11 protein-coding genes are annotated in these 12256 nt (G+C 62.8%); 3 read left to right on the forward strand and 8 right to left on the reverse strand.

Features of this window, described 5'->3' with window-relative positions:
* Nucleotides 1–27: 27 nt before the first annotated feature.
* The 3 genes from ACH9L7_RS16270 to ACH9L7_RS16280 form a co-directional block, all read right to left on the reverse strand.
* Nucleotides 28–972, reverse strand: a complete 945-nt coding sequence (locus ACH9L7_RS16270; RefSeq protein ID WP_396613638.1) for an NAD-dependent epimerase/dehydratase family protein — start codon at nt 970–972, stop codon at nt 28–30.
* Nucleotides 973–1095: 123 nt separating this feature from the next.
* Nucleotides 1096–2790 carry a thiamine pyrophosphate-binding protein gene (locus ACH9L7_RS16275; RefSeq protein WP_396613496.1) on the reverse strand — a complete coding sequence of 565 codons (1695 nt, stop codon included), beginning with the start codon at nt 2788–2790 and terminating at the stop codon, nt 1096–1098.
* A gap of 7 nt (nt 2791–2797) precedes the next feature.
* A complete protein-coding gene (locus ACH9L7_RS16280; protein WP_396613497.1) occupies nt 2798–3118 on the reverse strand; it encodes an EthD family reductase in 321 nt (106 codons plus the stop codon).
* A gap of 125 nt (nt 3119–3243) precedes the next feature.
* Here ACH9L7_RS16280 and ACH9L7_RS16285 point away from each other — a divergent pair, with 125 nt between their 5' ends.
* On the forward strand, nt 3244–4011 hold the full coding sequence (locus ACH9L7_RS16285; RefSeq protein WP_396613498.1) for an IclR family transcriptional regulator: 768 nt from the start codon (nt 3244–3246) through the stop codon (nt 4009–4011).
* A 719-nt stretch (nt 4012–4730) separates the two neighbouring features.
* On the opposite strand, the gene ACH9L7_RS16290 is transcribed toward ACH9L7_RS16285, so the two are convergent.
* Together ACH9L7_RS16290 and ACH9L7_RS16295 are read right to left on the reverse strand one after the other, a co-directional pair.
* Nucleotides 4731–5543, reverse strand: coding sequence for an enoyl-CoA hydratase/isomerase family protein (locus tag ACH9L7_RS16290; RefSeq protein WP_396613499.1), 813 nt, complete (start codon nt 5541–5543; stop codon nt 4731–4733).
* Entirely contained in the window at nt 5540–6424 is an 885-nt protein-coding gene (locus tag ACH9L7_RS16295; RefSeq protein ID WP_396613500.1) for a 3-hydroxyacyl-CoA dehydrogenase family protein, read from the reverse strand. Before ACH9L7_RS16295 ends, ACH9L7_RS16290 begins: the two co-directional genes overlap by 4 nt.
* Nucleotides 6425–6509: 85 nt before the next feature.
* Between ACH9L7_RS16295 and ACH9L7_RS16300 the strand changes: the two genes are divergently transcribed.
* On the forward strand, nt 6510–7661 hold the full coding sequence (locus ACH9L7_RS16300; RefSeq protein ID WP_396613501.1) for a thiolase family protein: 1152 nt from the start codon (nt 6510–6512) through the stop codon (nt 7659–7661).
* Between the two features lie 29 nt (nt 7662–7690).
* Here the strand turns inward: ACH9L7_RS16300 and ACH9L7_RS16305 are convergent, their stop codons facing one another.
* Complete coding sequence (locus ACH9L7_RS16305) at nt 7691–9115, reverse strand: zinc ribbon domain-containing protein (protein ID WP_396613502.1); 1425 nt, start codon at nt 9113–9115, stop codon at nt 7691–7693.
* A complete protein-coding gene (locus ACH9L7_RS16310; protein ID WP_396613503.1) occupies nt 9112–10275 on the reverse strand; it encodes a thiolase domain-containing protein in 1164 nt (387 codons plus the stop codon). The genes ACH9L7_RS16305 and ACH9L7_RS16310 overlap by 4 nt, the downstream gene beginning before the upstream one ends.
* A 101-nt stretch (nt 10276–10376) precedes the next feature.
* On the opposite strand from ACH9L7_RS16310, the gene paaK reads away from it, so the two are divergent.
* On the forward strand, nt 10377–11666 hold the full coding sequence (gene paaK / locus ACH9L7_RS16315) for a phenylacetate--CoA ligase PaaK (protein WP_396613504.1): 1290 nt from the start codon (nt 10377–10379) through the stop codon (nt 11664–11666).
* An 87-nt stretch (nt 11667–11753) separates the two neighbouring features.
* Here the strand turns inward: paaK and ACH9L7_RS16320 are convergent, their stop codons facing one another.
* Nucleotides 11754–12161 (reverse strand): PaaI family thioesterase, encoded by a 408-nt coding sequence (locus ACH9L7_RS16320; protein WP_396613505.1) that lies wholly within the window; start codon nt 12159–12161, stop codon nt 11754–11756.
* Between the last annotated feature and the right edge of the window lie 95 nt (nt 12162–12256).

Here is a 12256-nt window from a genome sequence, read left to right on the forward strand (position 1 = left end):
GACTGGCTGACTGCCCGACCGCTCGATTCAGACCGGGTCTAATCCGTTTTCTTCTCGCAGCACGTTGATGTAGTCGCGGAAGCCCTCTTCGAGGCCGTACTCGGGTTCGTACCCGAGGTCCGCTTTCGCCTTCGTCATATCGAGTTGCTGCGTCCACGGCAACTCGCCTTCGTCCGAGACGGTGAGGTCAGCGTCCGGGATGATTCGCTTGACTGTCTCTGCGGCCTCTCGAATCGTCGCGAGTTCACCGCGGACGTTGTAGACGCGCTGGGTCAGGTCTTCGTCCGGCGTGAACGCCGCCAGTCTGAAGCCCTGTGCGATGTCGCGGACGTGTTGCCAATCGATGACCTGGTCGCCGTATTCGACGCTGAAGGATTCTTCGAGCGCGGGCTTTTCGACGATGTTCGCGAGGAACGCGGACCCGCCGGTTTCGCGATACGGTCCGTACGCCACTGTCGGACGGATGGCGACGTGGGAGACGTCGAAGTCCTCGTAGTAGACGCGCGCTTGATGCTCGTTGTACTCCTTCGTCGCGCCGTAGAGCGTGTCGGGATAGACGAGGTCGGACTCGGTGACGAAGTCGTCGCCGTAATTCGCCGGGGGGGCGTAGACCGCGGCCGAAGACGCCCACGCGACGCGCTCGACCTGGTCGGGAAGTGCTCGCGCCGCTTCGAAGATGTTGTTCGTCCCCGCGATGTTCACGTCCATCGCGGCGCGTGGGTTCGCCCGTGCCGTCGTCGTCAACAGCGCGGCGAGATGAACGATATGCGTCGTTCCCGTCTCCCGTACCGCCCGGAATACGTCCGTTGGGTCGGTCACGTCGCCGCGTCGAATCGTCACGTCGTCGGCGATGCCGAGTTTGTCGAGAATTCGTGGGTCTGTCGAGAGGTCGTACGCGACGACATCGTGTCCCGCGTCGAGGAGGTCCTGTGCGACGTACGAACCGATGAAACCGGTTCCGCCGGTGACCATCACGGTCGATGATGACATGCTATCATAGGTCTACCAGCGCGCGAGAAAAGTGTTTCCCGAACCGGCACGGGTTGCCGATGGGAAGGAAGTGGCTCTGAAATCGGGACGGGGCGTCGGGCGCGACTACTCGTGTAGCCCGCCGACCGACGCGTAGAACGACGACTGGAGCGTCTCGGCCATGTCCGGTTCGCGGTCGATGCGAACGTCGACGACCGTCGGGAGGTCACTCGTCGTCGCCTCGGTGAGTGCGTCCCCGAGTTCGTCGGGCGTCTCGACGCGCACGCCGTTCGCGCCGAAGGCCTCTGCGACGCGGACGAAGTCGGTGTCGTGGAACTCGACACCGGAGATGTCGTCCGGACCGTGTTGCATCTGGCGGACCATTCCGAGACTGGTGTCGTTGAGGACGACGAACGTGGGGGCGACACCGTACTCGACGGCTGTCTCCACGCTGTTCATCGTCATCGAGAACCCACCGTCGCCTGCGACGCCGATGACGTTCTTGTCGGTCGCCAGCGCGGCGGACACTGCAGCGGGTGTCGCCCACCCCATTCCGCCGACGCCGCCGGACCCGTAGTAGGTTCCGACCGCCGGGACCTGAAGGTAGTTCAGGAGCCAAAAGCGGTTGTTCCCCGAATCCGCGGTGACGATGGTGTCCTCGTCGACGACGCGCTCGATTTCCTTGACGGCGCGTTGCGGGAGGACCGGGACGGCATCGGAGTCGCACTCGGGCGCGGAGAACGACTTGCGGGCGTCGCTGGCACTGGCTTCGGCCCACACGTTGTCGTTACCACCGCTCTCTGTGAGTTCCCGAAGCGACTCCGCGGCATCGCCGATGAGGCCCACGTCGGCGGGGTAGACCCAGCCAGCGTTTCGGGGGTCGATGTCGGCGTGGATAATCGTCTGCTCGTCGGGTCGGATGAACTCCGGTGCCTGCCAGTTTGTGTCCATCGGGTTCATGCGACACCCGACGACGAGGAGTACGTCCGCCTCGCTCACCAGTTGGTTCGCTCCCTCGTGTCCGAACGAGCCGATGACGCCGCCAGCGAGGCGGTGCGTCTCCGGGAAGGTGGACTTTCCGAGGTACGAAGTGACGACAGCCGCTTCGTACGCTTCGGCCGCGTTCTGCAGTTCCTCGTACGCGTTCGCGGCGTGGACGCCGTTCCCTGAGATGATGACCGGTCGCTCGGCGGATTCGAGCGCCTCTGTCGCCGCTGCAACGTCGCGCGGCGTCGGCGCTGCCTTCCACATGCGAGTCTGCGCCGCTTCGTCCCACACGGGTGGCATCGACTCCTCGAAGAACTCCTCTGTCACCGCGTCACCGTCGAGGATGACCGCGGTCGGACCGGGCCGCCCTGCGACGGCGTGTTTGTACGCCAGTTGGAGGCTCCGAACCGTCTCGTTCGGCGTCCGCGGGAACCAGTATTCTTTGGTCACTGAATCGAGGATGTTCGGCAGGTCGAGACCGCCGTAGTCACCGCGGGATTGCTGGTACGGCGCAATCGTCGAGTAGTCACCGCGCTCGGACGCCTCTGTGATGGCAATCATCGGCGAGGACGCGAGGCGCGCTTCCATCTGTCCGATAAGCCCTAAGCTCCCAATCCACGGACCCTGTCCGGCGAGCACGCCGGGTTCGCCGGTGAGGCGACCGTGCATCTCGGCCATGACGCTCGCCTCGCGCTCGTCGCGCGGTCGGACGAGGTCGATGCTCGAGTCGGGGAGTTCGTCGAACAGTTCGATGATCCGACCGCCGGGGTACCCGAAGACGCGCTCGACGCCGAGTCGCTCTAGACTCTCGACGAGTCGTTCGCTCGTGTCCATGGGTGATTCACGACCTGTCGAGGTGGACGGTCTCTTCGACGTAGAGCGTCGGTCCCTGCTCCATGTCGATGAACTCGGCCGCGTCTGCGTTTACGGCTTCGCCGGTTTCGGAGGAGAACGCCGCCTTCAGCGCGTCCATATCCTCGAAGTAGAGTTCGACGATGCCATCGTACTCGGACCGTTCGGGAGATGCGGGAAGACTCGTGACGTACTTTTTCAGACCGGGCAGGTCTTTCGCCATCTCGGTGTGGTCGCTCATCCACCGCTCGGCGAACTCCTCGTGCGTGTAGCCGTCCTTCCGAACGACCAAATTCACCAATTTAATCATGCACGTCGGGTATCACACTTGGGGGGTACTTTGCTCTATCGCCGGTTCCGCAAATTCGAACGAACCGAACGGACGTTCGAATAGTGCGAACAACACTTATAGTGGTCGGCCACAGACGAAGAACGATGACAGTTGACGAACAACGCCGTCCAGTGAAGACGGCGGCAACCTCTTTCGCCATCCTCGACCGGCTCAAAGAGCGGGGGACGCTCGGGCCGACTGCGCTGGCGGCGGAACTGGACCTCGCGAAGAGCACCGTCCACAGACACCTGAAGACGCTCGAACAGGAAGGATTTGTCGTTCTCGACGACGACGGTTACCGTGTTGGACTTCGGCTCCTCGACTTCGGAATTCACGCCCGCAACCAACACAACCTCTACGAGGTGGCGAAGCCGAAAGTAGACGAACTCGCCGAACAAACCGGCGAAAAAGTGTGGTGCGTCACGGAAGAACAGGGGCGGGGCTACCACCTCTACGGGGCAGGCGGCAAGCACTCAGTTCGGACTCCTGCCCGCGAGGGGACGCGGTCGTACTTGCACCAACTGGCGGCCGGAAAGGCGATTCTCTCGGCGTTCCCCGATGACCGCGTAGACGAAATCATCGAGCAACACGGCCTCCCGGCGAAGACACAGGACACGATAACCGACCGAGACGAACTCTTCGAGCAGTTAGCGACCATCCGAAAGCGGGGCTTCGCTCTCAACCTCGAAGAAATCGTGCCGAAACTCCACGCTGTCGGCGTCCCAATCACTGACCAAGCGGGGTATCCGGTCGGTGCGATTAGCCTCTCCGGCCCGTCGAACCGACTCACCGACGACAGACTCGAAAACGAACTTGCGAACCTCCTTCTTGGCGCGGCGAACGAAGTAGAGATCAACCTCAGCTTCTCGTAATCTCGAACGAACTTCTTGAACAACTGTTCGAGCCATTCGAACCCATATTCTGAGAGCGAACCACGGCTTATTCGGACCTGAATCGATGAGAAGCCTCTGTACAGTCGATAGGACGGGATTTTTCGTCGAAATTCGTCGATTCTACTTGTTCGAATAGTTCGAACATATTGCTAGCATACAATAATTATGAATTTCGAAGAATCGGATGTGCTACGGTAAACATTACAAACGTACTTCCGTAATGAATCGTGTCGATTGACAGATGTACTCCGTCAGTTCCATTACAGTGGTACGTGCGTAATAGACGAGTGTGACCGGTTCGACACGCTTCGAGTGTGGTGGGCGTGAGACTGGTGTGAACCGTGGATGGATGACTGAGGTCGTCGATTTACGGTGTATCTGGCGTTGTATGCCTGTTTTTCGTTCCAACCAGTCGCGGAAGCGACCGTCATTGGTCTCGAATTCTTCGGTACTCTCCCGAAAGGTCGAACGGCTGTTCCTCCAGTTCGTACACCCGTTCTAATATCACGGACAGCCGTTCGAATATGCGGAACAAAGTCCTCTCTGTAATCCTCGTCGTTTCGTCGCCCTCACGGTGAATCCAGTGGGTTATCGCTCGACTCGTGACATCATCTGACATGAGGGTCTGTGAAACTGCGCTAAAACCAACGTTCGTTTGGGAAACAGCGGTGATGCGTTGTGTTCGAACTATTCGAACGCTATCTGTCGGCCCACTCGGGGTCTCTGTCCTCGAAGAAGGCGTCGATACCCTCGTCCTTGTCGGGCCATGCGAACAGTTGGGCGAACAGTTCAGCCTCGTATTCGATGCCCTGTTCGAGGTCCATCCGAGAGGCGGCTTTGATGGCCTTCTTCGCGTATTCCAGCGCAACAGGACTCTTTTCGGCCATCATCGCGGCGAGTTCGTACACCCGCTCGTCGAAGGTGTCGTCGTCGTGGACTTCGTCGACGAGTCCGATATCGGCCGCTTCGTCCGCGGAGATGAGTTCGCCGGTTAGGATGAGGCGCATGGCGTGGCCCTCACCGACCAGTCGCGGTAGTCGCTGGGTGCCCCCGCCGCCGGGCATGATGCCGAGGTTAATCTCCGGTTGGCCGATTTTCGCCCGCTCGTGGGCGATGCGCACGTCACAGCCCTGAATGAGTTCACACCCACCGCCCAGTGCGTGGCCGTTGATACGGGCAATGACGGGTTGCCGCAGGTCGTCCACGTACTCATACACGCGCGGGCGCTTGCTCGCTTCGCGCTGTTCGAGCATGTCTCGCTCGCGGAGTTCCTTCACATCTGCCCCGGCGACGAACGCCTTCGCCTCGTCTGAACCGGTGAGTACCACGACGCGCGCGTCACTCTCGTCGATGGCGTCGAGGACGCGCTTGAGTTCTGCGCGGAGCGTCGCGTTCAGGGCGTTTCGGGCGTCCGGCCGCGACATCGTGACAGTGACGACGCCGTCTACTCTGTCGCCGACCGCGACGTTCACCGTTTCGCACTCCGCGGCGACGGATTCAATGCCGCTCATCGGTCCATCACGTCCTCGCTGACACCGACGATTTCGCCGTCTTCCCAGACGTAGAAGCCTTCACCGGTCTTCTTGCCGAGCTTTCCGGCGCGAACCTTGCGCTTGAGAATCTGCGGCGGCCGGAAGCGCTCGCCGAGTTCTTCGCGAAGATATTCGAGGATGCCGAGTCGCACGTCGAGACCGACGACATCACCGAGTTCGATTGGTCCCATTGGGTGGTTGTAGCCGAGTTCCATCGAGGTGTCGATGTCGCGGGGTGAGGCGACGCCCTCCTGAACCATGCGCATCGCTTCGACGCCGAGTGCAACACCCAGACGCGAGGACGCGAAGCCGGGTGCGTCGCCGACTTCCACGACCGTCTTGTCGATTCCCTCGACGTACTCGCGGGCGAATTCGAGTGTGTCCGCGTCGGTCTGCTCGGCGACGACGACCTCGACAAGCGCCATGATGTGAACCGGGTTGAAAAAGTGCAGGCCGATTCCGCGTCCCGGGTCGTTGAGCGCGCTCATTATTTCGGTCACAGAGAGCGACGACGTGTTCGAGGCGATAATGGTGTCGTCGTCCGCGAACCCCTCGACTTCGCTGACCGTGTTCTGCTTTAATCCCATGTCTTCGGGGACAGCCTCGACCACGAGGTCGGCACCCGAGACAGCGTCTTCGAGCGATGTCGTCCCCGAGATTCGGTCGAGGGTCGCCGACATCTCTTCGGGCGTCACTTTGTCTCTGTCGACGCCGCCTTGGAGGTTCGATTCGATGGCGTCCAGTCCGTTCTGGACGTATTCCGTCTCGATATCGCGCATCGTCACGTCGTGGCCGGCCATCGCGGACACCTGGGCGATTCCGTGTCCCATCGTGCCAGCTCCGAGTACGCAGACCTTCATCATCGAAAAGGGGTTCGGGAACCATCATAATCGTTTGCCTTCTTCTGACGAAGGTTCAAGATGGATGCCCCCAGACAATTCGTGTATGAGCAGTGGTAGCGAGCACGCGGTAGTCGTCGATGCAGTACGAACGCCACAGGCGAAGAAAGGCGGCGGGTTCGAGAACCTCTATCCAGAGGACCTCGTCAAAGCGGTTCTAAACGCGCTTGTCGACCGAACCGGGGTCGCCCCCGACGAGTGGGTGGATTTCCGTCTCGGCTGTGCGAATCAAGAGGCTGAGCAAGGCCGAAACCTCGCCCGACAGTCGCTTTTGGCTGGCGACTTTCCCGAGACGGTACCGGGCGCGACCCTCTCGCGTCTGTGTGGGTCGTCGCTGACGACGCTGAACGATGCCGCACGCGCAGTCGAATCGGGCGATGGGGCGGTGTACCCAATCGCCGGTGTCGAACACATGACGCGGGTTCCGTTCTCCGATTGGCTCCACCCGGCACTCGAAGCGCGTTACGATGGCGGTGACTCGCTCTCGATGGGCAAGACGGCAGAGACGGTCGCACGTCGATACGACATCGCCCGCGAGGACCAGGACACGTTCGCGCTCCGCTCCCACGAGCGAGCCATCGACGCCCGCGAGAGCGGCCGTTTTGCCGACGAAATTGTCCCCGTCGAGACACCGGACGGAGTCGTCGAACACGACGAAGGCCCGCGTGCGAACACGTCGATGGACGTGTTGGCTGGCCTCCCGACCGTCTTCGCCGACGACGATGCGGCATCCGTCACGCCGGGGAACGCGTCACCCCTGACTGACGGTGCAGCAGGGGCGCTCGTCACGTCAGAATCCTACGCCGACGCGAACGACCTGCCGATTCTCGGGCGCGTCGTCTCCCGAGCAGTCGTCGGCGTCGACCCCGAAGAGATGGGTGTCGCGCCCGTGTCAGCGACGCGCGCCGCGCTCGACAAGGCGGGACTGACTATCGACGAGATGGACCTCGTCGAACTCAACGAGGCGTTCGCCTCCCAGAGCCTCTACTGCAAGCGCGAACTCGGCATCGACGGCGAGATACTGAACGTCAACGGCGGCGCAATCGCCCTCGGTCATCCACTCGGGTGTTCGGGCGCGCGCATCGCCACGACGCTCCTCCACGAACTCGACCGTCGGGGCGGTCGGTACGGACTCGCAACGATGTGTGTCGGGTTCGGGCAGGGTGTCGCGACGGTGTTCGAGCGACCTGAGCGATAAAAATAGCGAGAACGGAGGGGCGCGGGCGATTATCGCCGCGCCTCGGTCGGAACGACCTTGAACCCGTATCGGACCACGCCTTCCTGTTCGTAGATTCGGCGTGGGACCGCTTCGACCCGGTCGCCGATGTCCGGTGTCTCGGCTGGCGTGTGCGCCACCTGCGCCGGGATGCTCACCGACTCGTCTCCCTCGGGGCCGTCGAGTGCGACCACGGCGACTGGGAACGACCCAGAGCGCTGTTGTTGTTCGACGAACTCGGGCGGTGCGCCACCCTGTCCGATGACCGTCGCCGCCTCGACCGTTCCGGTTCCGGGAAGCGGCGTGTCGTCGTAGCCGTCCAGCGACCCGCACTCGAAGCACGCGCCCTCCGGCGGGAACGAGAGCGCACCGCAGGAGCGACACCGGCCAGCGACGAGTCGGTGGCGCTGTGGAATCGTCTGCGCCCACGTCGGGACGCTGACGTACGCGCCGCCACCCTCCGGTTCCTCGCCGGTGATAGTGCCGCGTCGGCGAAGCGCCTCGGCGTACGAGAGTTCGACATCACCGTCGAAGACGGCGTCAACTGGAACGTCGCCAGCGGCGGTCAGGGAGAGTGCCGTTGCACCAGCACCGCCGCCGTAACCGACGAGCAAGACGGACGCTGCGCCGTCGTCGAGGGCCGACGCGAGACCGAGGAACGGCCCTGCTGCGCCGGTGTCACCAGTCTGCGAGACGACCGTTCCGGCGGCAATCGTTGCGGTCGATACGCCGACCGCACGAGCAGCGCGATAAGGGAGTTTGCCGTCAGGAGCAGTGAGCGCCGCAGCATCGACATCCGAGACATCCGCGTCGAGTGCATCCACTGCGCCGCCGACTGTCGAGGTGTACGCGTCGCGCTCGTACTGGGTGATGCCGATTGATTCCGTCTCCGTGCTTCCGTGGCGACGGAATCGAGTGCCGGGGGACGGCTCACCGTACTCGCCGACTGACTCGACCGCGAGCGGGCCATCGTCGGTGAGAACGAGTGCGGCCGCACCTGCGCCCGCACCCGCTGCTTCGTCGCTTTCGGGCGCACCTGACGGGTTGTCAGAGACGACGACGAGGGTTGGACCCTCAGTGTCGAGTGCCGACGCGAGTGCGACAGCACCGGCGCGGGTTCCACCGCCGTACTGCCGCATCGTCGCGTTCGCGGGGACGCCGAGCAGCGACGCGAGGCGAACGACCGCCTCTTCCTCGTCGGTCGGGGGCGTCGTGGTCGCAAACGCGAGGTGCGAAACCGCGTCGGCATCGACGGTGGCCGCCGCGAGCGCGCGACGACCTGCTTCGGTCCCCATCGTCAGCGTGTCTTCGTCCGCGTCGGCGACGGCAACTTGTTCGACGCCCGCAGCGCCGCCTTTGCCCCACGCCTCGCGGTAGGCTTCGGCCGGGAGGTAGAGTCGTGGCACGTAGGCCCCGACACCTGCGATGCCGGTCATAGCACACCTCCTTCGAGGATGTGGACGACAGCAGCACCGCCGGACCCGCCGACGTTGTGGGTAAGTCCGACCTGCGCGTCGGCTATCTGTCGGTCGTCGGCGTGGCCGGTGAGTTGCTTGAACGCCTCGACGACCTGTCCGGCCCCCGTCGCGCCGATTGGGTGGCCCTTCGACTTCAGGCCGCCCGAGGGATTGACTGGGAGGTCGCCGTCAAGGTCGGTGACGCCGTCGTCGAGAAGACGTGATGCCTCGCCGCGCTCGCAGAAGCCAAGGTCTTCGTACGCGAGGAGTTCGGCGATGGCGAAGCAGTCGTGAACCTCGGCGAAGTCAACGTCGTCTGGACCGAGACCGGCCATCTCGTACGCCTGCGAGGCAGCCTGTTCGGACGACCGAATCGACGTGTAGCTGTCGCGCTGGAAGAGCCCGACGCGCTCGGAGGCCGCGCCGACGCCCGCGACGCGAACCGCTTTGTCACACGTGGCGGCCACGTCCTCACTGGCGACGATGACCGTCGCAGCCCCGTCGGAGGTCGGACAGCAGTGGTAGAGATTGAGGGGGTCGGCGACGATGGGCGCGTTCTGTGCGTCTTCGAGAGAGCACTCGAAGCCGAGGTGCGCCTTCGGATTCTTCGCGCCGTTTTTGTGGTTCTTGACCGCGACTTTCGAGAAGTGGTCCGGAGAGGCGTCGTACTCGTCGATGTACGCCGACGCCATCTGGGCGTAGACGCCCGAAAACGTCGTCCCGGTCAGCCGCTCCCACTCCGTCTCGCCGCTGACGCCGAGCCAGTACTTCGCCACGTCGCCGCTCATGTCGGTCATGACCTCGTACCCGCCCGCGAGTGCAACGTCGGCCATCCCGCTTTTGACCGCCTGAACCGCCTGTCGCACGGCGTATCCGCTCGCCGCACACGCGTTTTCGATTCGGCTACTGGGGACGCCGTGCAGTCCGACGTGTTCCGTGGCCGCCGGGCCTGACAGGCCGAGTTGTCGGCCGCCGACGCCGAGCGACCCGACGACCGCTTCGTCGATGTCGCCGTGGTCGATACCACCCGCGCTGTCGAGCGCTTCTTCGAATGCGGTCGTGAACAGCGACCGGTAGCTCTCGTCAGGGAACGCGCCATAGCTCGATTGGCCCGCTCCTACGATGTACGCATCTCGCATGATAGTGGCTTGCGTGTCCCCCGCGATATAGGTTCGCCCCGTGAACGCGAGAAAACGACCGCATCATTTTTATCACCGTCAATCATCGACTTCAATTGTACATGGTATTCGATAGCATGGAGACCGCTTCGCGGAGCGAACTCCGCGAGGTGCAAGACCAACGTCTCCAAGAGACGGTCCAGAACGCCTACGAAAACGTCGACTTCTATCGCGAGACGTTCGACGAGTTAGGTCTCGAACCGGGTGATATCGAGGGCGTCGAGGACCTCTCGAAGCTTCCGTTTACGACGAAGGAGGACTTCCGCGACCACTATCCCACAGGGATGTTCGCGCGAGAGATGGACGACGTGGTTCGTATTCACGCCTCCTCCGGGACGACCGGCAAGCCCAAAATCGTCGGCTACACCCAAGACGACCTCGACGTGTGGAGTAAGGCAGTCGCGCGCTGTCTCGTCACCTCGGGACTCGGGTCGGACGACGTGGTGCAGAACGCCTACGGGTACGGCCTCTTTACGGGCGGTCTCGGTCTCCACCAGGGTATCGAGGAACTCGGTGCGACCGTCATCCCAATCGGCGGCGGTAACACCCAGCGCCAGGTCGAGATGCTCGCCGACCTCGGAAGCGACGCGATTTCGTGTACTCCCTCGTACGCACTCTACCTCGCGGAGGTCGCCGAAGACATGGGCTACGACATCAAGGACCTCCCGCTCCGGGTCGTCATCTTCGGTGCGGAACCCTGCACTGAGCCGATGCGCGCCGAAATCGAAGAACGCCTCGGCGTCACAGGAATCGACATCTACGGGCTCTCCGAAATCGTCGGTCCCGGCGTCTCTATCGAGTGCGAAGAACAGAACGGCCTCCACATCTGGGAGGACTACTTCTACCCCGAAATCATCGACCCGAACACCGGCGAACCCGTCGAAGAGGGAGAAGAGGGCGAACTCGTCTTGACTACACTCGCCAAGGACGCCCTCCCCGTTCTGCGCTATCGGACGGGCGACCTGACCACACTGAACTACGACACCTGTGAGTGCGGCCGGACCGCCGTCCGTATGGACAACATCACCGGGCGGGCGGACGACCTCATCATCGTCCGCGGGGTGAACTTCTATCCGAGTGAGGTCGAATCGGTCGTCCTCGAATTCGACGAGATTGCTCCCCACTACCGTATCGACATCCGCCGCGAGAACAGCCTCGACAAGTTAGAGGTGACCGTCGAACTCACAGAAGAGTTCGATGGCTCCATCACCGACCTCAAATCTCGAATCACCAAGCGACTGTCGAACGTGTTGTCGTTCACGCCGGACGAACTGAACCTCGTCGAGTACGGAAACATCGCCCGCACGGAAGTCGGGAAGGTCCAGCGCGTCTACGACCACCGCGGTCAGTAACGACGCGTCTCAGGGACCGATTTTTCTGTCGTCTCTTTCGCCATCTCGCGCACGATGCGAAGCCCGCTCGTCAGCGACCGGGTTTCGTCAGCGACCGGGCTTGTACACACGCCCGCGGAACGTTGCTATTCTGTCGCCTGCGTCGTCGGAGACGACGACTTCGTACTCCGCGGTCCGCCCGCCGAGGTGCGTCTCTTCGGCGACGGCGCGAATCGTGTCGCCGACTTCCGCGGCGGCGAGATAGGAGATGTTCGTCTCCAGTGCGAACGCTGCATCGCCGTGACTGTTCGAGGCCGCAGCGAACGCCGCGTCGGCCAGTGTGTAGATAACGCCGCCGTGGGGTGTCCCGTGGAAGTTCAGGTGGTCTTCGTCGAGTGTGAGCGTCGTCTCCGCGTAGCCCTCGCCGAAGTCGGCGAGTTCGATGCCGACGTGGTCACAGAACGGGTCGTTCGACGCGCGGTCGCGTATCTCTGCCTGCTCGTCAGGTGTTGACATACATTCTCACACTCACGGTCACCCATCAAGTAGGCACCGACTGTCAGGATTGATAAGTATGTAAAATTCTTTATCCGGTGAGGGTGACGGTGGGG

The sequence above is a fragment of the Haloferax sp. S1W genome (assembly GCF_044593955.1).
In the GTDB taxonomy this organism is placed as follows: domain Archaea; phylum Halobacteriota; class Halobacteria; order Halobacteriales; family Haloferacaceae; genus Haloferax.

Bases quoted from the DNA above. Each gene is read 5' to 3' on its own strand.
- ACH9L7_RS16305 (WP_396613502.1), bottom strand. From the start codon at position 9,115: ATGACCGGCATCGCAGGTGTCGGGGCCTACGTGCCACGACTCTACCTC.
- ACH9L7_RS16275 (WP_396613496.1), bottom strand. From the start codon at position 2,790: ATGGACACGAGCGAACGACTCGTCGAGAGTCTAGAGCGACTCGGCGTC.
- ACH9L7_RS16270 (WP_396613638.1), bottom strand. From the start codon at position 972: ATGGTCACCGGCGGAACCGGTTTCATCGGTTCGTACGTCGCACAGGAC.
- ACH9L7_RS16310 (WP_396613503.1), bottom strand. From the start codon at position 10,275: ATGCGAGATGCGTACATCGTAGGAGCGGGCCAATCGAGCTATGGCGCG.
- ACH9L7_RS16290 (WP_396613499.1), bottom strand. From the start codon at position 5,543: ATGAGCGGCATTGAATCCGTCGCCGCGGAGTGCGAAACGGTGAACGTC.
- ACH9L7_RS16285 (WP_396613498.1), top strand. From the start codon at position 3,244: ATGACAGTTGACGAACAACGCCGTCCAGTGAAGACGGCGGCAACCTCT.
- paaK (WP_396613504.1), top strand. From the start codon at position 10,377: ATGGTATTCGATAGCATGGAGACCGCTTCGCGGAGCGAACTCCGCGAG.
- ACH9L7_RS16320 (WP_396613505.1), bottom strand. From the start codon at position 12,161: ATGTCAACACCTGACGAGCAGGCAGAGATACGCGACCGCGCGTCGAAC.
- ACH9L7_RS16300 (WP_396613501.1), top strand. From the start codon at position 6,510: ATGAGCAGTGGTAGCGAGCACGCGGTAGTCGTCGATGCAGTACGAACG.
- ACH9L7_RS16295 (WP_396613500.1), bottom strand. From the start codon at position 6,424: ATGAAGGTCTGCGTACTCGGAGCTGGCACGATGGGACACGGAATCGCC.
- ACH9L7_RS16280 (WP_396613497.1), bottom strand. From the start codon at position 3,118: ATGATTAAATTGGTGAATTTGGTCGTTCGGAAGGACGGCTACACGCAC.